Origin of the sequence: Sphingomonas glacialis (genome assembly GCF_006439055.1) — a bacterium.
Lineage (GTDB): Bacteria > Pseudomonadota > Alphaproteobacteria > Sphingomonadales > Sphingomonadaceae > Sphingomonas > Sphingomonas glacialis_A.
On sequence record NZ_RCZC01000001.1, the window covers coordinates 503,538 to 522,124 of the forward strand.

The 18,587-nt window shown below is 67.6% G+C and carries 20 protein-coding genes; 10 read left to right on the forward strand and 10 right to left on the reverse strand.

Annotated elements, in window-relative coordinates; translation table 11 throughout:
- The first annotated feature begins 16 nt into the window (after nt 1-16).
- Together EAH76_RS02360 and EAH76_RS02365 are read left to right on the forward strand one after the other, a co-directional pair.
- Entirely contained in the window at nt 17-3,064 is a 3,048-nt protein-coding gene (locus EAH76_RS02360) for a TonB-dependent receptor plug domain-containing protein (RefSeq protein ID WP_140847516.1), read from the forward strand.
- 85 nt (nt 3,065-3,149) lie between these two features.
- Nucleotides 3,150-6,194 (forward strand): glycosyl hydrolase family 28-related protein, encoded by a 3,045-nt coding sequence (locus tag EAH76_RS02365; protein WP_140847519.1) that lies wholly within the window; start codon nt 3,150-3,152, stop codon nt 6,192-6,194.
- Between the two features lie 10 nt (nt 6,195-6,204).
- Here EAH76_RS02365 and EAH76_RS02370 read toward each other — a convergent pair whose 3' ends face one another.
- Genes EAH76_RS02370 through EAH76_RS02395 form a run of 7 tightly spaced genes read right to left on the reverse strand, consistent with a single transcriptional unit; the run spans nt 6,205 to nt 10,302 of the window.
- Nucleotides 6,205-6,984 carry an enoyl-CoA hydratase-related protein gene (locus tag EAH76_RS02370; protein ID WP_140847522.1) on the reverse strand — a complete coding sequence of 260 codons (780 nt, stop codon included), beginning with the start codon at nt 6,982-6,984 and terminating at the stop codon, nt 6,205-6,207.
- Nucleotides 6,981-7,262, reverse strand: a complete 282-nt coding sequence (locus EAH76_RS02375; protein WP_161988948.1) for a type II toxin-antitoxin system RelE/ParE family toxin — start codon at nt 7,260-7,262, stop codon at nt 6,981-6,983. The genes EAH76_RS02370 and EAH76_RS02375 overlap by 4 nt, the downstream gene beginning before the upstream one ends.
- Complete coding sequence (locus EAH76_RS23850; protein WP_161988949.1) at nt 7,259-7,507, reverse strand: hypothetical protein; 249 nt, start codon at nt 7,505-7,507, stop codon at nt 7,259-7,261. Before EAH76_RS23850 ends, EAH76_RS02375 begins: the two co-directional genes overlap by 4 nt.
- 32 nt (nt 7,508-7,539) lie before the next feature.
- The gene (gene mce / locus EAH76_RS02380; RefSeq protein WP_140847529.1) at nt 7,540-7,974 is read right to left on the reverse strand and encodes a methylmalonyl-CoA epimerase; all 435 of its coding nucleotides are present in this window, start codon (nt 7,972-7,974) and stop codon (nt 7,540-7,542) included.
- Between the two features lie 11 nt (nt 7,975-7,985).
- Nucleotides 7,986-8,558 carry a hypothetical protein gene (locus EAH76_RS02385; RefSeq protein ID WP_140847532.1) on the reverse strand — a complete coding sequence of 191 codons (573 nt, stop codon included), beginning with the start codon at nt 8,556-8,558 and terminating at the stop codon, nt 7,986-7,988.
- Nucleotides 8,555-9,577, reverse strand: coding sequence for a cobaltochelatase subunit CobS (gene cobS / locus EAH76_RS02390; RefSeq protein WP_140847535.1), 1,023 nt, complete (start codon nt 9,575-9,577; stop codon nt 8,555-8,557). The genes EAH76_RS02385 and cobS overlap by 4 nt, the downstream gene beginning before the upstream one ends.
- Nucleotides 9,578-9,609: 32 nt before the next feature.
- Nucleotides 9,610-10,302, reverse strand: coding sequence for a winged helix-turn-helix transcriptional regulator (locus tag EAH76_RS02395; RefSeq protein WP_140847538.1), 693 nt, complete (start codon nt 10,300-10,302; stop codon nt 9,610-9,612).
- A 74-nt stretch (nt 10,303-10,376) separates the two neighbouring features.
- Here EAH76_RS02395 and EAH76_RS02400 point away from each other — a divergent pair, with 74 nt between their 5' ends.
- Together EAH76_RS02400 and EAH76_RS02405 are read left to right on the forward strand one after the other, a co-directional pair.
- A complete protein-coding gene (locus EAH76_RS02400) occupies nt 10,377-10,808 on the forward strand; it encodes a VOC family protein (protein WP_140847541.1) in 432 nt (143 codons plus the stop codon).
- A gap of 58 nt (nt 10,809-10,866) precedes the next feature.
- Nucleotides 10,867-11,667, forward strand: coding sequence for a VOC family protein (locus EAH76_RS02405; protein ID WP_140847543.1), 801 nt, complete (start codon nt 10,867-10,869; stop codon nt 11,665-11,667).
- Between the two features lie 132 nt (nt 11,668-11,799).
- Here the strand turns inward: EAH76_RS02405 and EAH76_RS02410 are convergent, their stop codons facing one another.
- Complete coding sequence (locus EAH76_RS02410; RefSeq protein WP_347233084.1) at nt 11,800-12,228, reverse strand: endonuclease domain-containing protein; 429 nt, start codon at nt 12,226-12,228, stop codon at nt 11,800-11,802.
- A 146-nt stretch (nt 12,229-12,374) separates the two neighbouring features.
- Complete coding sequence (locus tag EAH76_RS02415) at nt 12,375-12,995, reverse strand: J domain-containing protein (RefSeq protein WP_140847547.1); 621 nt, start codon at nt 12,993-12,995, stop codon at nt 12,375-12,377.
- Between the two features lie 39 nt (nt 12,996-13,034).
- Here EAH76_RS02415 and EAH76_RS02420 point away from each other — a divergent pair, with 39 nt between their 5' ends.
- The 5 genes from EAH76_RS02420 to EAH76_RS02445 all read left to right on the forward strand — a co-directional run bounded on the left by EAH76_RS02420 (nt 13,035) and on the right by EAH76_RS02445 (nt 16,422).
- On the forward strand, nt 13,035-13,349 hold the full coding sequence (locus tag EAH76_RS02420) for a BolA family protein (RefSeq protein WP_140847550.1): 315 nt from the start codon (nt 13,035-13,037) through the stop codon (nt 13,347-13,349).
- A 2-nt stretch (nt 13,350-13,351) separates the two neighbouring features.
- Nucleotides 13,352-14,062, forward strand: coding sequence for a glutathione S-transferase (locus tag EAH76_RS02425; RefSeq protein WP_140847553.1), 711 nt, complete (start codon nt 13,352-13,354; stop codon nt 14,060-14,062).
- Nucleotides 14,059-14,502 (forward strand): NUDIX hydrolase, encoded by a 444-nt coding sequence (locus EAH76_RS02430; RefSeq protein WP_140847556.1) that lies wholly within the window; start codon nt 14,059-14,061, stop codon nt 14,500-14,502. The genes EAH76_RS02425 and EAH76_RS02430 overlap by 4 nt, the downstream gene beginning before the upstream one ends.
- Nucleotides 14,499-15,401: a pirin family protein gene (locus EAH76_RS02435; RefSeq protein WP_140847560.1), complete on the forward strand. Its 903-nt coding sequence runs from the start codon at nt 14,499-14,501 to the stop codon at nt 15,399-15,401. Before EAH76_RS02430 ends, EAH76_RS02435 begins: the two co-directional genes overlap by 4 nt.
- A 130-nt stretch (nt 15,402-15,531) precedes the next feature.
- Complete coding sequence (locus EAH76_RS02445; RefSeq protein WP_140847564.1) at nt 15,532-16,422, forward strand: alpha/beta fold hydrolase; 891 nt, start codon at nt 15,532-15,534, stop codon at nt 16,420-16,422.
- 161 nt (nt 16,423-16,583) lie between these two features.
- Here the strand turns inward: EAH76_RS02445 and EAH76_RS02450 are convergent, their stop codons facing one another.
- Nucleotides 16,584-17,684, reverse strand: a complete 1,101-nt coding sequence (locus EAH76_RS02450) for a DUF2332 domain-containing protein (protein ID WP_140847567.1) — start codon at nt 17,682-17,684, stop codon at nt 16,584-16,586.
- Between the two features lie 63 nt (nt 17,685-17,747).
- Here EAH76_RS02450 and hisG point away from each other — a divergent pair, with 63 nt between their 5' ends.
- Nucleotides 17,748-18,410, forward strand: a complete 663-nt coding sequence (gene hisG / locus EAH76_RS02455) for an ATP phosphoribosyltransferase (RefSeq protein ID WP_140847570.1) — start codon at nt 17,748-17,750, stop codon at nt 18,408-18,410.
- Nucleotides 18,411-18,587 lie beyond the last annotated feature (177 nt).

The window sequence follows — 18,587 nt, forward strand, 5'->3', positions numbered from 1 at the left end:
ACAGGTGAGGACCAACATGACCGATACGATCTTCGAACGCCGACCGCTCTTCCGTCGCACCCGCGGCACCCTGCTGACGGCCAGTCTCGCCTCGCTGATCGCGGTCGCGATCGCGACGCCGTCGCTCGCGCAGACCGCACCCGCCGCGCAGCCGCCTGCCCCGCCGACCGCGCAGCCCCTCCCAAGCGACACGCCGCCAGCGCCCCAGGCCGATGCCGTCGGCCAGGACATCGTCGTCACCGGCTCGCGCATCACCACCGGCGGCTTCACCGCGCCGACCCCGACGCAGAGCATCGGTGCGGCCGACATCGCGCGCAACGCCGAGCCCAACGTCTTCACGACGATCGCGCAATTGCCCTCGCTGCAGGGTTCGAGCGGTGTCACCACCGGCACCAACAGCACGTCGAGCGGCCAGCAGGGCCTCAGTTCCTTCTCGCTGCGCGGCCTCGGCACGATCCGCACGCTGACGCTGCTCGACAGCCAGCGCGTCGTCGGCGCGAACGTCACCGGCGTTCCTGACATCAGCCTGTTCCCGCAATTGCTGATCAAGCGCGTCGACGTCGTCACCGGCGGCGCATCGGCGTCGTACGGCTCGGATGCGGTCGGCGGCGTCGTCAACTTCATCACCGACAAGCGCTTCGTCGGCTTCAAGGCCAACGTCCAGGGCGGCATCACCACCTATGGCGACAACAAGCAGGGTCTGTTCCAGGCGGCGGTCGGCAGGTCGTTCTTCAACGATCGGCTGCACGTCCAGGTCAGCGGCGAATATGACCATGAGGACGGCGTTCCCGCTGGCGGCTTCGGCGAGGAACTCGCCGGCGGGCGCACCTGGTATCGCACCTCGACCTTCATCAACCGCAACGTCACCAATGACGGGTCGCCGCAATATCTCGTGCGCGATCACGCGCAGGCGTATCAATATACCAAATACGGGCTGATCACCAACGGGCCGCTGCAGGGCACCGCGTTCAACGCGGCGGGCCAGCCGTTCCAGTTCCAATACGGCTCGAACGGTGTGCCGTCTAAGACCGCGGCGGGCACGGTGTCGGGCTGCTACACGCAGGGCGGCTTCTGCCTGGGCGGCGATCTGTCGGGCAATGTCGGCATCGGCACGACGCTCCAGTCGCGGCTCGATCGCTATAACGGCTATGGCCGCGTCGGCTTCGATGTCGACGCCAACAACGAGATCTACGCGACGGTCAACATCGCGCAGGTCGACACGATGAACCAGCCCAACCCCGGCGCGACCAAATCGGGGCTGACGCTGCAATGCGCGAACCCGTTCGTCCCCGCCTCGATCCAGGCGGCCTGCGCCAGCGCCGGGATCACGCAGTTCCAGTTCGGCACCAGCAACGGCCAGCTGCCCAACAACATCTCGGTCTATCCGACGCGCAAGCAATATCGCTTCGTCGGCGGCGCGGCGGGCAAGGTGCCGGTGTTCGGGACGACCTGGAATTACGACATCTCGTACGAGCATGGCGAGAACATCACCGACATCCACGTCAAGAACATCCTGCTGACCAACCGCTACGCCGCGGCGATCCAGGCGATCAATCTCGGCGGGCAGATCGTCTGCGCCGATCCGGTCGCGCGGGCAAATGGCTGCGTGCCGATCAACATCATCGGCGGCGCGACGCCGAGCGCCGCCGCGCTTGCCTATATCGAACCCGCCAACGGTCCGTTCCAGCATACCCGCCAGACGCAGGACGCGTTCAACTTCAGCTTCAGCGGCTCGCCGCTCAGCCTGTGGGCGGGCCCGGTCTCGGTCGCCGCGGGTGCCGAATATCGCAACGAATTCTACCATGTCACCGGCGATCCGTACGGAAACGGCGTGTCGGCGGAGACGCCCTATAGCAGCGCCTATCCCGCCGATCCGGTGCTCAACACCGCGGGCAACAATTGGTACGCCGGCAATTACCACGCCGGCCGCGGCAGCTATCATGTCGCCGAAGGGTTCCTCGAAGTGAACCTGCCCTTCCTCAAATCGGACGCGCTCGGCAGCGCCAACCTCAACGTCGCAGGGCGCGTGACCAATTACAGCACCTCGGGCACGGTCTATACCTGGAAGGTCGGCGGCACCTGGGACACGCCGATCGACGGCGTGCGGCTGCGCGCGGTGACCTCGCGCGACGTGCGTGCGCCGAACCTGTCGGAGCTGTTCGCCGCGCCGATCACGACGACCGTGCCGAACTTCAGCAACCCCAACCCCAACCGCGCGCCGGGCGATCCGGCGACGCTGACGATCCTGCAGAATGCGATCGGCAACACCGCGCTGAAACCCGAAATCGCGCGCAACACCACCGCGGGCATCGTGCTGTCACGCCCGCACTGGCTGCCGGGCTTCAGCGCGTCGTTCGATTATTACCGGATCAAGATCAACGGCGTGATCTCGACGCTCAACTCGCAGCAGGAGGTCAATCTCTGCTATCTCAACAACATCACCTCGCTGTGCGGCGCGTTCAACCTGACACCGCCGGCCGGCACCGCGCCCTACGTCAATCTGCAGGCGTTCAACCTCGCGTCGATCTTCACCGACGGCTTCGACATCGAGGCGAGCTATCAGTTCGGCCTCGGCAAGGTCGGCCTGCCGGGTCGCGTCGTGCTGCGCGGGCTTGCCACCAACGTGAAGAACTACATCACCGATCCGGGCGTCCCCGGCACGATCCCGACCCAGTCCGCCGGGGTCAATGCCGGCAACACGCCATCGTGGAAGCTGCTCGCGACCGAGGCCTGGAACACCGATACGTTCAGCCTGAGCGTGCAGCAGCGCTGGTTCAGCGACGGCGTCTACAACAACGAATATGTCGTCTGCAGCACCGGCTGCCCGGTCTCGACCACCCAGCATCCGACGATCGACAACAATTCGATGCCCGGCGCCTTCTATCTCGATATCGGCGGGTCGTATAACATCACCAAGAAGCTGAACGTCTATTTCAAGATCGACAATCTGCTCGATCATGATCCGGCACCGTCGCCGCAGACCAACACCGGCATCGACACCAACCAGGCGCTCTATGATACGCTTGGCCGGCTGTTCCGGATTGGCGCGCGGTACAACTTCTAGCACCTTCGTCCCCAACCGGGTCCGGTGGGCCGGGCACCTTACGTCCCGGCCGGTGGCCGGGACGTTTTTATGCCAAGGAAATACCATGCCGAATGGGTCGATTCGCCTCCGGGCCGCCTTGCTCGCGACGCTCGTCGCGACCGCAGCGCCCGCCGCCGCCTCGACCTCCTATTACGCCACCGCGCCCGAAGATTCGCGCGCGGTGACGGTCGCGGGCGCGCGCGACGGCCGCGCCGACGATACCGGCGCTTTGCAATCGGCGATCGACGCCGCCGCGGCGAAGGGCGGCGGCGGGATCGTGTTCGTGCCGTCGGGGCGCTATCGCATCAGCCGCACGCTCTACATCTGGCCGGGCGTGCGCGTGTTCGGCGTCGGCAAGACGCGGCCGGTGATCGTGCTCGGCGATGCGACCCCGGGCTTCCAGCAAGGCGTCGCCAACATGGTGATCTTCGCCGGCGCCAAACCCGGCGCGAGCGATACCGCCAAACCCCAGCGCGTCCCCTTCCCACCCCCCGGCAGCGTGCCGTTCAACGCCGCCATCGCCGACGCCAACCCCGGCACCTTCTACCCCGCGCTGGCGAACGTCGACTTCGTGATCGGCGCGGGCAACCCTGCCGCCACCGCAATCCGCTTCCATGCCGCCCAGCACGCCTATCTCGCGCATATCGATTTCCAGATCGGCTCGGGGCTGGCCGGGCTCTATCAGGTCGCCAACCAGGCGCAGGACCTGCACTTCCACGGCGGCCGTTACGGCATTCTCACCGAAAAGCCCTCGCCCGCCTGGCAGTTCACCTTGCTCGACTCGAGCTTCGACGGGCAGCGCGAAAGCGCGATCCGCGAGCATGAGGCGAGCCTGACGCTCGTCAATGTCGCCTTCCGCAATGTGCCGACCGCGATCGATATCGACCGCGGCTATGGCGACTGGCTGTGGGGCAAGGATCTCCGCTTCGAGAACGTCTCGAACGCGGCGGTAGTGATCAGCAACGAGAACAATGTCTACACGCAGATCGGCTTCGAGAACGCGCTCGCCAGCGGCACGCCGACCTTCGCACGTTTCCGCGACAGCGGCCGGAGCGTCGCCGGAGCGGGGCCAAGCTACCGTGTCACCGCGTTCAACTACGGTCTCGCGGTCCCCGGCCTCGGCACCACCGGCAGCTACCAAACGGTGATGAACGCCGCACCGATCGCACGGCTGCCCGCAGCGCCGCCGCCCGCGCTCCGCGCGCTGCCCTCCACGGCGAGTTGGGCGAACGTCCGCAGCCTCGGCGCGAAGGGCGACGACGCGACCGACGACACCGCCGCGATCCAGCGCGCGATCGACACGCATCGCACCGTCTATTTCCCCGCCGGCCGCTACCGCGTCACCGACACTTTGAAACTAAAGCCCGACAGCGTACTCGTCGCGCTCCACCCGAGCCTGACGCAGATCATCCTGCCCGACGGCACCCCCGCCTTCCAGGGCGTCGGGCCGGCCAAGCCGCTGATCGAAAGCGCGCGCGGCGGCGATGCGATCGTCTCGGGGCTCGGCTTGTTCACCGGCGGCATCAACCCGCGGGCGACGGCTTTGCTATGGCACGCCGGCGCCAAGTCGCTGGTCGAGGACGTCAAGTTCCAGGGCGGCCACGGCACCGACCTCGCCGACGGCAGCCGCTTCGATCCGTACAACGCCAACCACACCGGCGACGCCGATCCCGCCAAGCGCTGGGACGCGCAATATCCGAGCCTGTGGGTGCAGGGCGGCGGCGGGACCTTCGCCAATCTGTGGAGCCCCAACACCTATGCCCAGTCCGGGATGCTCGTCTCCGACACGACGATCCCCGGCCATGTCTACCAGATGTCGATCGAGCATCACGCCCGCGCCGAATTCGTGCTCGATCATGTCGCCAATTGGGAATTCCTCGCGCCGCAAACCGAGGAGGAAGCCGGCGAGAGCCAGGACGCGGTCTCGTTCGAGATCCGCCACAGCCACGATATCCTGCTCGCCAACCTCCACGCCTACCGCGTGACGCGCTCGCTGAAACCCGCGCCGACCGCGGTCCGGCTGATCGACTCGCACGACCTCCGCTTCCGCAACGTCCACGTCAACGCCGAGAGCGGCCTCGGCACGTGTGACGAGAATGGCTGCGCGACCTATCTGCGCGCGAGCAAATTCCCCTACGAAAACGCGATCCAGGACGTGACTCACGGCCTCGAGGTGCGCGAGCACGAGTTCGCAATGCTCGACGTCGGCGCGGCCGCAGCGCCCGCGCGCGAAGCGGTCGCCGACGCGAAGGTCGAAAAGCTCGCCGACGGTTTCTACTCCGCCGCCGGCGGCGCTGTCGCTTCGGACGGAACGCTGTACTTCGTCGATCACCGCCACCAGCGAATCCAAGCCTGGTCGGGCGCCACCGGGCTGACCGTTGTCAGCGACGCCTCGCTCGACCCGGTCAATCTCGCGGTCGACCGCTCGGGCAAGCTGCTCGTCCTGTCCTCGAACGGTCGCGAAGGTACGGTCTACAGCCTCGATCCCAAGCGCAGCGACGCGGCGATCACCGTCATCCCGCCGACCCCGGTGGCCAATCATCCCGGCGCCCAGACCGCGCTCCCGGTCAATTACTGGGTCAATGGCGAGTTCAAGGATCAGCTCGACCCGAGGACCTTCACCTATCCGACGCTCGCCGACATGTTCGTCCGCGACATGGGCCTCGCCAAGACTCGCGAATATGTCTCGCCCGATGGCAGCCTGGTGCTCCCCGCCTACCGCACCTTCCAGCAGGGCCCGTCGAGCTTCCTCGGCTGGCGCTTCTCCGACGCGCTCGACAGCTACGGCTTCACCGCAGCCGCGATCGGCGCAACGGTGTTCGTCACCAACGCGTCCGAGAACAAGACCTATCGCGGCCGTGTCGCGGCGCAGGGCGTCGTCACCGATCTAGCGCCGTTCGCCAACCGCGGCGGCGAGAGCGTGACGACCGACGCGCAGGGCCGCGTCTATGTTGCCAACGGCCAGGTGTTCGTGTTCGACGCGAACGGCAAGCCGATCGGCCAGATCGACGTGCCCGAGCGCCCGCTGCAACTGCTCGTCGGCGGCGAGGCGGGCAAGACGCTGTTCGTCCTGACCCACCACGCGCTCTACGGCATCCCGCTGCGCTGACCGGCGCGGCTCAGGCGCCGGTGAAGGCGGGCTTGCGCTTCTGCAGGAAGGCGAGCCCGCCCTCCATCGAATCGGCCGAGCCACGCGCGGTGCGCTGGTTCTCCGCCTCCTGCAGCATCGCCGCGGCGTAATCGCTTTCATAGGCGCTGCGGATCTGGCGGCGCATAAGCCCGATCGCGCGCGTCGGCCCCGCCGCCAGCCGCTCCGCCAGCGCGAACGCCTCGGCGTCAAGCGCATCGTCGGCGACGACCTTGTGGATCATCCCCCAGTCGAGCGCCTTGGCCGCAGGCACCTTCTCGCCGAGCAGCATCATCTCGCTCGCGCGCGCCTTGCCGATCAGCCGCGGCAGCATCCAGCTCGCGCCGCCATCGGGCACCAGCCCGATATTGACGAACGCCTGGAGGAAATAGGCGGTCTCGCTCGCCACGCAGAAATCGGCGGCGAGCGCGAGGCTGCAGCCGATCCCCGCCGCCGGCCCGCGCACCGCGCTGACGACGGGCACGGCGAGATCGGCGATCGCCGCCATCGTCGGATTGTAGCTCTCCGTCAGCGCCGCGAAGGTCGCATTGCCCGGATCCTCGCTGCCGAGCGCCCCGCCCCCGACATCCGCCCCCGAACAGAAAGCCCGCCCCGCCCCCGCGATCAGCACCGCGCGCGCGCCGTCGAGTGCTTCGAGCGCCTCGCGCAATTCGACGAACATCGCGGGCGGCGCAGCATTGAGCCGCTCGGGCCGGTCAAGCGTAAGGACGAGCACGTCGCCGCGCCGTTCGGACTGGATCATCGTGGTCATGGCGTTTCCCTGTTTTCGCGGGCGTGGTGGACGCGGAGGATAAGAATCACATCGTCCGCAAGACGATATCTGAGGATGCATTGCAGGTTAACCAGCGACATCTCGCGATGCCCCTTGTCGCTGATGCGGCGTCCCATTTTCGGAAAGGCCGCCAGCAGCTCCGCGCGATGGCGAAGCTCTTCTTCCAGTCGCTCGGCTAGGCCGACGTCGCGGTCAGCGGCAAAGAGCCAGAGCCGCTGCACATCGGCATTGCCACGCGCCGACCAGCGTATTTTCACAGGCCGCGTTCGGCCCGCCAACGCCGTTTGGTCTCGGCGAGATGCTCCCAGACTTCCTCGGTGGTATAGACGCGTCCGGCAGCGATGTCGGCCTCCGCCTCTTCGATCCCCGCCCAATAGTCCGGATCAGCGTGCAGTCGGGCGACCATCGCCTCGGTCTCGGGCGACCAGATCTGCTGGCCATGCTCGTCGAGCGGACCGATGTCGTCATCGACCGGCTGAAGCTTGGGATTAGGGTCGTTCACAATGCGAATATACGCCGAAAGACAGAGCCACGCTAGTCGTGCGCCGGCGTCTCCATCAGCTCGACCAGCATCCCGCCCATGTCCTTGGGATGGACGAACACGATCGGCGTGCCATGCGCGCCGATCCGCGGCTCACCGAGCACGGTCGCGCCCTTCGCCTTCAGATCGGCGACCGCGACCTGGATGTCGGGCACCTCGAAACAGACGTGATGCTGCCCGCCCGCCGGGTTCTTGCGCAGGAACCCCGCGATCGGCGAGCTATCGTCATACGGCTCGATCAGCTCGATCTGCGTATTGGGCGTGTCGATGAAGCACACCTTCACCCCTTGCGCCGGCAAATCGAACGGCTCGCCGATCACCGTCGCGCCGAGCAGGTCGCGGTACAGCGCGATCGAACGTTCGATCGAGGGCGTCGCGACGCCGACATGGTTGAGGCGCCCGAGCGTGGTCGCAGCGTGATCGGTCATCGGAACGCCCCTTACTCGTCTTCGGGATCCGGGGCCTTCTTGGCCGTCGCCGGATCGACGGACGGACGCGGCGCCGGCGCCCCGGCGCGCGAAGGCGCCTTGCCGAACTCATAGCCGCAGGCCGACAGCACCTGCCGGATCGGCCCCGCCCCAGGTCCCGTGAACACCGCATCGACCGGCTTGTTGTCGGGATCCATCACGCGCACGCGGATCGATTTCCCCTGCGCGATCATCGCCGCGAGATTGCTGACGACGACATCGTCGCTGATGAACGCGCCGCTCCCCGGAAACTGCCAATTGGTGCCGAGCCACCCGCCTTCGTCGACATTGAGCGACACCGGCCGCGGCAGCGCGGCAGCGAAGCCGCCCTTAGGGATAAACTGCAGCGAGACGATCTTCTCCGCCGTAGCGTCGCAGCGCACCACCAGCCGCGCGCTGGCATCGCTCGACCAGGCCGAGCTCGAGGTCGCGATCGTCTTGCCGCTCGTGCGCGTCTGCACCGCCCAAGGCGCGGATGGTGCAGCAGCAGCAGCAGCGGCGGCGGCGGGCGCTGCCGCCTGAAGCAGGAGCAGCGCCGCGATCATGCCTTTGCGCCGATCTTCGGCGCGCCGACGACGCTCTCGGGCAGATCCTTGCCGAACACGCGCTGGTAATATTCCGCGACCAGGCTGCGCTCGGTCTCATCGCACTTGTTGAGGAACGACAGGCGGAACGCGAAGCCGACATCGCCGAAGATCAGCGTGTTCTGCGCCCAGGTGATGACGGTACGCGGGCTCATCACCGTCGAGATATCGCCGTTGATGAAGCCACGCCGCGTCAGGTCCGCCACGCGCACCATGTTCTCGACCTGCTTCTTGCCCTCGGGTTGGTCATACTCGCCCGACTTGGCGAGCACGATCCGCGCCTCGACCGCCGCCGGCAGATAGTTGAGCGTGACGACGATGTTCCAGCGGTCCATCTGGCCCTGGTTGATCTGCTGCGTGCCGTGATACAGGCCCGACGTATCGCCCAGGCCCACCGTATTGGCGGTCGCGAACAGGCGGAAGAACGGGTTCGGGCGGATCACGCGGTTCTGGTCGAGCAGCGTCAGCTTGCCCTCGGTCTCGAGCACGCGCTGGATCACGAACATCACGTCGGGGCGGCCCGCGTCATATTCGTCGAACACGAGCGCGGTCGGCGTCTGCAGCGCCCAGGGCAGCAGCCCCTCGCGGAATTCGGTGACCTGCTGGCCGTCCTTCAAGACGATCGCATCGCGCCCGACCAGGTCGATGCGGCTGATATGCGCATCGAGGTTGATGCGGATGCACGGCCAGTTGAGCCGCGCCGCGATCTGCTCGATATGCGTCGACTTGCCGGTGCCATGATAGCCCTGCACCATCACGCGGCGGTTGAACGCAAACCCTGCGCAGATCGCCAGCGTCGTGTCCTGGTCGAACACATAGGCCGGATCGAGATCGGGCACGCGCTCGTCGGCTTCGCTGAACGCCGGGACTTCCATGTCCGAATCGATGCCGAACAGGTCGCGCACCTTCTTCATCTGGTCGGGCGCGTCGAGGATCGTCGTCTCGCGGCTGTCGGGCTGGGTGTTGGGAATCTCGGTCATGCAGCAGCCTTAGGCCAAGGTTGGGCGCGGACTCAAGAAGCGAGCTTGGGCGGCAGCGGAAACAGCGTGACGAATTGTTCGGCGAGCGCACGATCCCCCGTCACGCCGAGCACGCCTGCCGCCTCGGCATCGGCAATCGGCCGGCCGCCATAGACGATGGCAGCGAGCGTCGGCGGGTCGGTCTCGAACACCACCGCCCCTTCGGGCTCGCCGCGCCGAATCGCGATTCCGGTCGCATCGACCGTCGCGACGAACGTCTCGGCGCCGAAGCGGAAGCCGACGCTTGCATCGAACGCGCCGCTCCGGCTGCGGTCGATCATCGTGCGGAACGACAGCATTGCCGAGGCCGGGCTGAACGGCAGAGTCGGGTCATGCAGCACCGATTGCACCGCCCAGCGCCCGAGTTCCTGGATCGCCACCTCGGCCGAATAGCCCCACGGCGTCAGCTCATAGACCTGCACCGACGCCGGCGGCGGCAGCGTGCGCCGCTGCAGGATGCCGACGCGCGCCATGCTCTCGAGCCGCTGCGTCAGCACATTGGCGCTGATCCCGGTGAGTCCCGCGCGCAGTTCGCCGAAGCGGCGCGGCCCGAACATCAGCTCGCGCACGATCAGCAGCGACCAGCGTTCGCCCACCAGCTCCATCGCCAGCGCGGTACCGCAGGCATCGTCATACCAACGCTTTGCCGCACCCGCGCCACTCGCAGTAACTTTAGATAACTTCATCGTTGCTTTTTATAACCAGAAAGCGCACCCCTGCCTATGTCGATTCGCACAATCGCACCTGCAGGAGTCACACGATGCCCCGCATGATCTTCATCAACCTTCCCGTGTCCGATGTCGCGGCCTCGACCGCCTTTTACGAGGCGATCGGCTTCGTGAAGAACCCGGCGTTCAGCAACGACCAGGGTGCCTGCCTCGTCTGGTCCGACTCGATCTATGTCATGGTCGCGGCGAAGGCGTTCTACGCCACGCTGACCCCCAAGCCGATCGCCGACACGCAGGCGACGAGCGGCGCGCTGTTCGCCTTGGCGTTCGACAGCCGCGGCGAGGTCGATGCGATCGCCGAGGCGGCGGTCGCCGCGGGCGGTCGCGAGGCGCATGGGCCAGAGGACGAAGGCTTCATGTACAGCCGCGCCTTCTGGGATCTCGACGGCCATGGCTTCGGCCCGTTCTGGATGGACCCTGCCGCGGTGGAAGACGGGCCGCCGGCCACCGCCGAGGCCGCCTGATCCATCGCGGGATCGCCCCCGCGCTCGCGCTGACCGCCTGATCGACAGGAGACGGACGATGACCAACCCGCACGGCACGCCGATCTGGTACGAACTCGTCAGCGCCGATCCGCCTGCCTCCAAAGCCTTTTACGATCATGTCATCGGCTGGACGATCGGCGAGCCCATGCCCGAGATGGACTATCGCATGATCGAAACCGGCAATGGGGGAATCGGGGGCGCAATCGGGGGCGCGGTCGGCGGGGTGATGCGGCTGAGCCCCGAGATGCAGGCGGGCGGCGCGAAACCCGGCTGGCTGTTCTATATCGGCGTCGATGACGTCGATGCGACCGCCGCGGCGATCACGGCCGCGGGCGGCGCGGTGCATATGGGCCCGTGGAGCATGCCGGGCGTCGGCTGCATGGCGGTGGTCGCCGATCCGCAGGGCATCCCGTTCTACATCATGCGCGGCAACAGCGACGCGGACAGCACCGCCTATGACCGCACCGGCATGGGCAAATGCAATTGGAACGAGCTGATCACCCCCGATCAGGACGCCGGCGACGCCTTCTACCGCGCGGTGTTCGGCTGGTCCTATCCCGACGTCATGCCGATGGGACCGCTGGGCGAATACCGCTTCTTCGCGGTCGGCGACACGACGATCGGCGCGACGATGCGGCATGACGGCGCGGAGCCGGCGCCCGGCTGGCGCTTCTATTTCCGCGCGCCCGACATCGTCGCCGCCGCGGCCAAAGTGGCCGAGGCCGGCGGCAGCGTGCTCTATGGTCCGGCCGAAGTGCCGGGCGGCGACCGCATCATCGTCGCAAGCGATCCGCACGGATTGGTGTTCGGCGTGGTCGCTTCGGGGGCGGGAGCCTGACCTAACCCCCTCGCATCCACCTAGAGAAATGCGGATGTCCGCGCCCCCGGCGCCAGCCATCACTGGAGCGCCGCGACCAAGGCGATGGGGTTCGCGGAAGGCTGCGGTAGGATGGCAAAGCGGATCGCCTACTCAAATCCTCCCCCGCGCAGCGGGAGTGTGGGGTTGGATTGCCCCCGGCAATCCAAGATCATGCCGGGGGCATGATCGACCCCACACTGGGGACCGCCAGCCTTCTTCAGGCTGGTGGTGGAGGGGGGAAGCGCGTGCCGACCTCGCAAAGGATGTGCCGCACAACCCCGTCGAGATCACGCAGCACGTCCGCGGCCTGCAGGCGCAGCATTGCGACCCCGCGCTGCTCCAGCCAAGCATCGCGCGCGCGCCATCGCGCGCTGGCCGATCCCCGCGCGAGTGTGCCTCGCCATCCACCTCGATCGCGAGGCGCGCGGGCGCACAGTAGAAATCCAGCACATAGTCCCCCGCCGGGGCTTGGCGACGGAAACGGTGCCCGTCCGGCCGGGTGCGGAGGACTTGCCACAACAGCACCTCGGGCAGCGACATCTCGCGCCGCAACCGCTTCGCACTAACGCGGGCGCGGCGGGTGCCCTTCACCTCCACCGTCCGCCCCCCTCCACCATTCGCTGAACGCTCATGGTCCCCCTCCCCCGCTTCGCGAGGGAGGAATTTATCGTATCAAACCAACCTCATCAAGCGAAGGCCGGCGCGCCCTTCAGCTGCGTGTACGCCGCGATCACCTCCTGCAGCTTGCTCTCGAAGCTGCGGTCGCCGCCGTTGCGATCGGGATGATATTTCCGCACCAGTTCGGCATATTTTTCGCGCAATCCCCGCCGGTCGACATCCGCCGCCAGCCCCAGCACCTTCAACGAGCGCCGGTCGACCTCCGACAGCGGTCGCCCATCCTTGCGCGCGGGCTCCGCCGCACGCCGGAAGCGCGCGCCGATCGCGTCGAGCGGATCGCTGAAATCGCCCCATTTCGGCGGCACGTCGGCGCCCGAATGCGCAAAGGCACGCGTCTCGCGCTCCCATCCCGCGAACGGGCGCTGCTGCTGATGGATTTCCTCGGCGCTCATGCCGGTGAAGAAATTGTAGCGCGCGTTGAACGCGCGGACATGGTCGAGGCAGAACCAGCGATACGGCCGCGGCCCGTCGCCGCCGAAGCGCGGCGCATCGCCCGCCGGCGCGCGGAATTCGCCCGCCAGTTCGCAGCCCGGTTCCTCGCACACGCGCCCGCTGCCCTCGACCCGGCCATGGAAGCGCGGGGCGGGACGCTCTCGCGCGCCATCTTTCTTGTCGTCCTCGCGCGCCACGCGGCTCCCTCAAATGCAAAAGCGGCCTATATAGGCGCGATGACCGACCCTGCCACCGCCCCCGCCCCGATTCCCGCCTCGATTTCGCGACCGCTCGTCGAGGAGATCCGCGAGCGCCTCGTCGCCGCGCTCGCCCCCACCGCGCTCGAAGTGTCGAACGACAGCGCGCAGCATGCCGGCCATCTCGGCGACGACGGCACCGGCGAATCGCATTTCAGCGTCGATGTAGCGGCCCCGGTCTTTTCGGGCCTGTCGCGCGTTGCACGACAACGATTGGTCAATCAGGCGCTCGCCGATCTGTTGCGCGAGCGGATCCATGCCCTCGCGATCCGTGCACGCGCGCCGGGAGAATGACGATGCGCTACGGTCTCTGGTATTGGCCCGAAATCCAGGGCCGCGGCGAATTCATCCGCCTCCCGCTCGAGGCCGCCGGGATCGCCTATGTCGAATGCGGGCGCGTCGAGGGCGCCGACGCGCTGATCGCCAACATGGCGCAGCATGCCGACGCGCACGGGCCGTTCGCGCCGCCCTATCTCGAGATGGACGGCATGGTGATCGCGCAGGTCGCCAACATCCTGCAATTCCTCGGCGACCATCACCAGGTCGGCGCGACCAGCATCGCCGACCGGCTGTGGCTCAACCAGCTCCAGCTGACGATCGCCGACATGGTCACCGAAGTGCACAACGTGCATCACCCGCTCGACGTGTCGCTGACCTATGAAGCGCAGAAGGACGCCGCGCGCAGCGTCGCTAAGGCCTTCCGCGAGCAGCGCCTGCCCAAGTTCCTCGGCCATTTCGAGCGCGCCGCGCAGGGCGGCATGGGCGAATGGCTGCTCGACCATCACTGGACCTATGTCGATACCTCGCTGTTCCAGCTGGTCGAAGGGCTACGCTACATGTTCCCCAAGCGTATGGCGGCGATCGAAAGCGACTATCCCGGCGTGATCCGCATCCACGATCTCGTCGCCGACCTGCCGGGCATCCGCGCCTATCTGAAAAGCGACCGCCGCCTGCCGTTCAACCAGGACGGCATCTTCCGCCACTATCCCGAGCTAGACGCAGCATGACGCGAAAACTGCGCCCCGCGGCGCGCATCCTGCTGCTCGATGAGGCCGACCGCGTATTGCTGTTCCGCTTCGATCCCGACGATCGCCCGCCCTTCTGGTGCACCCCGGGCGGCGCGGTCGATCCGGGCGAAAGCTATCCGGAGGCCGCGCGCCGCGAGTTGCGCGAAGAAACCGGGCTCGATCTCGATTGCGGTCCCGAGGTGCTGCAACGCCATGCCGAGTTCATCACGATCGAAGGCGTGCCGGTCAGCGCCGACGAGCGCTATTTCCTCGTCCGCGCGCCCCATGATGCAGTCGACACCGCCGGCCATACCGAGCTCGAGCAGCGCGTGATGACGCGTTTCCACTGGTTCACGCGCGCCGATCTCGCCGCCGCCACCGAACCCTATTTTCCCGAGGATCTCCCCGCGATCCTCGACGCCCTGGAGCGCCCGCAATGACCAACGACGATCTCATCCTGCAGACGATCACCCCGGTGACGCACGACCTCGGCGGCTTCAAGGTCCACCGGACGCTGCCGTCGCGGCCGCGCACGATGGTCGGGCCGTTCATCTTCTTCGACCAAATGGGCCCGTCGCGGCTCGGCATGGGCGAAGGGATCGACGTGCGGCCCCACCCGCACATCAACCTGTCGACCGTCACCTATCTGTTCGGCGGCGCGCTCGGCCACCGCGATTCGCTCGGCAGCGACGTCGTGATCGAGCCCGGCGCGGTCAATCTGATGACCGCAGGCCACGGCATCGTCCATTCCGAACGCACCCCCGACGCTGCGCGCGCCGACGGGCCCGAGCTGTCGGGGATCCAGACCTGGCTCGCCATGCCCGAGAAGGACGAGGAAATGGCCCCGGCGTTCGAGCATGTCGCGCGCGCCGATCTGCCGACGGTCGAGGTGTCGAACGCCCGCGCGCGCGTCGTGATGGGGAGTCTCTGGGGCGCGACCGCGCCGACCACCACCTATGCCAGCACGATCTACGCCGACATCGTCCTCGACGCGGGCGGGTCGATCCCGATCGACGCCGATGCCGACGAACGCGCGCTCTACATCGCACTCGGCGAAGCGACGCTCGACGGCATGACGCTCGAACCGATGACGCTCTACGTGCTCAAGCCCGGCACCGCAGCCACGTTGCGCTCGACGACAGGCGCGCGCGCGATGCTGTGCGGCGGCGAGGCGTTCACCACCCCGCGCCACGTGTGGTGGAACTTCGTCTCGTCGCGCCGCGACCGGATCGACGAAGCCAAGCGCGCCTGGACCGCCGGGGAGTTCCCCAAGGTGCCGGGCGACGACAAGGAATGGATCCCGATCCCGGCCATTCCCAAGACGGTCAGCTATCCGTAAATCTTCCTCCCCTCCCTGAAAGGGAGGGGATCGAGGGGTGGGTCGGCCCGTTGTCGAACGCCGCGCCCGCCTCAGGCCGACCCACCCCCAGCCCCTCCCTTCCAGGGAGGGGAGGACTGCGGAGACGATGATGCCAGAAGCCTTCACCCTGAACCGAATCGCCCTTCCGACAGGCGTCGAGCTCGACGTCGCCACCGCCGGCTCGCCCGAGCACCCGCCCGTTCTCCTCCTCCACGGCTTCCCCGAATCGCACCGCACCTGGCGCCACGTGATCCCGCAGCTCAGCCAGGACCATTTCGTCATCGCCCCCGACCAGCGCGGCTTCGCGCGCTCGTCCAAGCCCGCCGAGATCAGCGACTACACCCCCGACAAGATGGTCGCCGACCTGCTCGCGCTCGCCGACCATTTCGGGCTGACCACCTTCACGCTCGTCGGCCACGACTGGGGCGGCGCGATCGCGTGGATGGCGGCGCTGCAGAACCCCAGCCGCATCACCCGCCTCGTCATCGTCAACGCGCCGCACCCCTTCGTCTTCCAGCGCACCTTGTTCGACGACATGGCACAACGCGAGGCGAGCCAGTACATCACCGCCTTCCGCAACCCCGGCTTCGAGACCTATATCGACAGCATCGGGCTCTCGACCTTCTTCGACAATAGCTTCGCGCGCCACACCGATTTCGCGCGGATCGCTGATGAAAAGCCGGTCTATCTCGACCAATGGAGCCAACCCGGCGCGATGACCGCGATGCTCAACTGGTACCGCGCGAGCCCGATCCTCGTCCCCGCAATGGACGAAACCCCGCCGCGCCCGGCGTTCCTCGACGGCGCCTTCCCGCCGGTGACGCAGCCGACCTTGGTGGTGTGGGGCCTCGGCGATTTCGCGCTGCTGCCGAGCCAGCTCGACGGACTCGAGACGCTGGTGCCCGATCTCACGGTGGTGAAGGTCGATGCCGGACATTTCGTCCCGTGGGAGAACCCCGACGCGGTGGTGGCCGCGATCAAGGAGTGGGAAACCCCCTAAATCCTCCCTCGCGCAGCGGGGGAGGGGGACCGCCAGCCTCCTTCAGGCTGGTGGTGGAGGGGGCGTTCCGCGAGCGTAGCGCTTGTGGCGCCCCCTCCACCACCCGGCTGGAGAAGCCGGGCGGTCCCCCTCCCCCGGTTCCCGGGGGAGGATTTAAAAGGTCACACCCGGACCCGAGCCGCCGCCGGCAAATCCACCAAAGCCGCCGCCCCCGCGCCAGCCCCCGTATCGATCCAAGTCCCATGCGCATGGCTCGTCGCCACCGTAGCCCATTCCCCGTCCCCAGGCCAAGACCGCGCTCGCACCACCTGGTGCCCCACCGACCGGTCCGGCTCCATCGCCACCCACCCAAGCGGCCGCTCGACCGTCGCGCGCGCGCCCGCCGCCGCCATCGCCACCCGCACCCGCTCGGCCACCGCCTCGGGCAGATACTGCCACACCACCGAATGCATCAGCACGCGCGTCACCCCAGCTTCCTGCGGCTCGGCGAGCCGCGCCTCGATCCAATCGGCCGCATCCGCCCGCTCCAGCGAAACGCCGTGCTCGCGCACCATCTCCACCGCCGCGCGCACCCTCTCCAAGCGTTCGGGCGTCTCGGGCCAAACATAGGCCGCCAGCCGCGCCGCCACCGCAGGATCGGTCGCATCGATCGGCGCCACGTCGCACCCCCGCACCGACACGATCTCGAGCGGCACCACCGCAGGCGCCGGCCCGCTCCAGCGCGGCGTGATCGTCACCGGCGAATCATCCGGCCCGAACCCCGCACCCCCAAGATCGAACCGATACCGCCCGATCAGCAGATTGAGCCCAGCACTAGACCCGATCTCGAGCACCTCCACCCGCGGCCCGCACGCCCGCGCGATCTCGAGCAACCCGAGCAGCAACGCCGCCGACCGCCCCGGCTCATTGGTCTGCGGCGGCCCGTCGAGCCACGGCAGCAACGCCGCCTCATGCTCGCCAAGCACACGCTCGATCGTCGCGAGGATCGCGCCCGCATCGGTCACCGCCCCGGAATACACCGCCGCCAACCCGGCATCGCGCCCCGCCTGCACCAGCGCATGCAGCCCCCCGAACAGCCGCAACGGCAGCGCATCGCGCGTTGGCTCGCCCGGCCAGTCGAGCACCCGCGCCCCGATGACCGATCGCCGTGTCAGCCCATCGGCGATCGCCGCGCACATCCGGGCATAGACCGGCGCGGCATTGGCCTCGCAATAATGCTGCTGGATCCGGAACGCGTCACGATTGCTCTGCTCATCGGCCATGATCGATTTTCTCCGTCGGTCGCGTTGTTGCGCCCACCCCCACCGCCAAGTAAAGCCCGCGCCATGGCAGACCCGATCATCATCGCCGTCCCCAAGGGCCGCATCCTCGCAGAAGCGATCCCCTTGCTCGAACGCGCCGGAATCGTCCCCGAAGCCGCGTTCAGCGACGAGAACAGCCGCGCGCTGCGCTTCACCACCAACAACCCCGGAATCGACCTCATCCGCGTCCGCGCGTTCGACGTCGCGACCTTCGTCGCGCACGGCGCGGCGCAGCTCGGCATCGTCGGGTCGGACGTGCTGGCGGAGTTCGATTATTCCGAGCTCTACGCGCCGGTCGATCTCGGCATCGGCCATTGCCGCCTCTCGGTCGCCGAGCCTGCCGCGATGGCAGCAAGCGACGATCCGCGCGGCTGGAGCCACGTCCGCGTCGCGACCAAATACCCCCACGTCACCGAAGCGCATTTCGCGCGGCGCGGCGTCTCGGCGGAGTGCGTGAAGTTGAACGGCGCGATGGAGCTAGCGCCTTTGCTCGGCCTAGCGCCGCGGATCGTCGACCTGGTGTCGTCGGGCCGCACGCTGAAGGAGAACGGCCTGGTCGAGGTCGAGGTGATCTGCGAGGTCACCTCGCGCCTGATCGTCAACCGCGCCGCGTTCAAGACGCGCGGCGAAGTCGTGCCGCTGGTCGAGGCGTTCCGGCGCGCTGTTGCGCAGGAGTTGGCGGCATGAGCGGCATGATGCCTCCCCTCCCTGGAAGGGAGGGGCCGGGGGTGGGTCGGCCCGTAGTCGGGCGTAACACCTGCCATCAGCCAACCCACCCCCAACCCAGCGTTGGGTCGGTCGTGCCCCCGGCACGACCTGAACAGTGCGGGGCACTGTTCACCCAACGCTCTTTTAGGGAGGGGA

Excerpts from the sequence above, each read along its gene's own strand:
- EAH76_RS02360 (WP_140847516.1), top strand. The coding sequence starts at position 17 with ATGACCGATACGATCTTCGAACGCCGACCGCTCTTCCGTCGCACCCGC.
- EAH76_RS02365 (WP_140847519.1), top strand. The coding sequence starts at position 3,150 with ATGCCGAATGGGTCGATTCGCCTCCGGGCCGCCTTGCTCGCGACGCTC.
- EAH76_RS02370 (WP_140847522.1), bottom strand. The coding sequence starts at position 6,984 with ATGACCACGATGATCCAGTCCGAACGGCGCGGCGACGTGCTCGTCCTT.
- mce (WP_140847529.1), bottom strand. The coding sequence starts at position 7,974 with ATGACCGATCACGCTGCGACCACGCTCGGGCGCCTCAACCATGTCGGC.
- EAH76_RS02385 (WP_140847532.1), bottom strand. The coding sequence starts at position 8,558 with ATGATCGCGGCGCTGCTCCTGCTTCAGGCGGCAGCGCCCGCCGCCGCC.
- cobS (WP_140847535.1), bottom strand. The coding sequence starts at position 9,577 with ATGACCGAGATTCCCAACACCCAGCCCGACAGCCGCGAGACGACGATC.
- EAH76_RS02395 (WP_140847538.1), bottom strand. The coding sequence starts at position 10,302 with ATGAAGTTATCTAAAGTTACTGCGAGTGGCGCGGGTGCGGCAAAGCGT.
- EAH76_RS02400 (WP_140847541.1), top strand. The coding sequence starts at position 10,377 with ATGCCCCGCATGATCTTCATCAACCTTCCCGTGTCCGATGTCGCGGCC.
- EAH76_RS02405 (WP_140847543.1), top strand. The coding sequence starts at position 10,867 with ATGACCAACCCGCACGGCACGCCGATCTGGTACGAACTCGTCAGCGCC.
- EAH76_RS02410 (WP_347233084.1), bottom strand. The coding sequence starts at position 12,228 with ATGTCGCTGCCCGAGGTGCTGTTGTGGCAAGTCCTCCGCACCCGGCCG.
- EAH76_RS02420 (WP_140847550.1), top strand. The coding sequence starts at position 13,035 with ATGACCGACCCTGCCACCGCCCCCGCCCCGATTCCCGCCTCGATTTCG.
- EAH76_RS02425 (WP_140847553.1), top strand. The coding sequence starts at position 13,352 with ATGCGCTACGGTCTCTGGTATTGGCCCGAAATCCAGGGCCGCGGCGAA.
- EAH76_RS02430 (WP_140847556.1), top strand. The coding sequence starts at position 14,059 with ATGACGCGAAAACTGCGCCCCGCGGCGCGCATCCTGCTGCTCGATGAG.
- EAH76_RS02435 (WP_140847560.1), top strand. The coding sequence starts at position 14,499 with ATGACCAACGACGATCTCATCCTGCAGACGATCACCCCGGTGACGCAC.
- EAH76_RS02445 (WP_140847564.1), top strand. The coding sequence starts at position 15,532 with ATGCCAGAAGCCTTCACCCTGAACCGAATCGCCCTTCCGACAGGCGTC.
- EAH76_RS02450 (WP_140847567.1), bottom strand. The coding sequence starts at position 17,684 with ATGGCCGATGAGCAGAGCAATCGTGACGCGTTCCGGATCCAGCAGCAT.
- hisG (WP_140847570.1), top strand. The coding sequence starts at position 17,748 with ATGGCAGACCCGATCATCATCGCCGTCCCCAAGGGCCGCATCCTCGCA.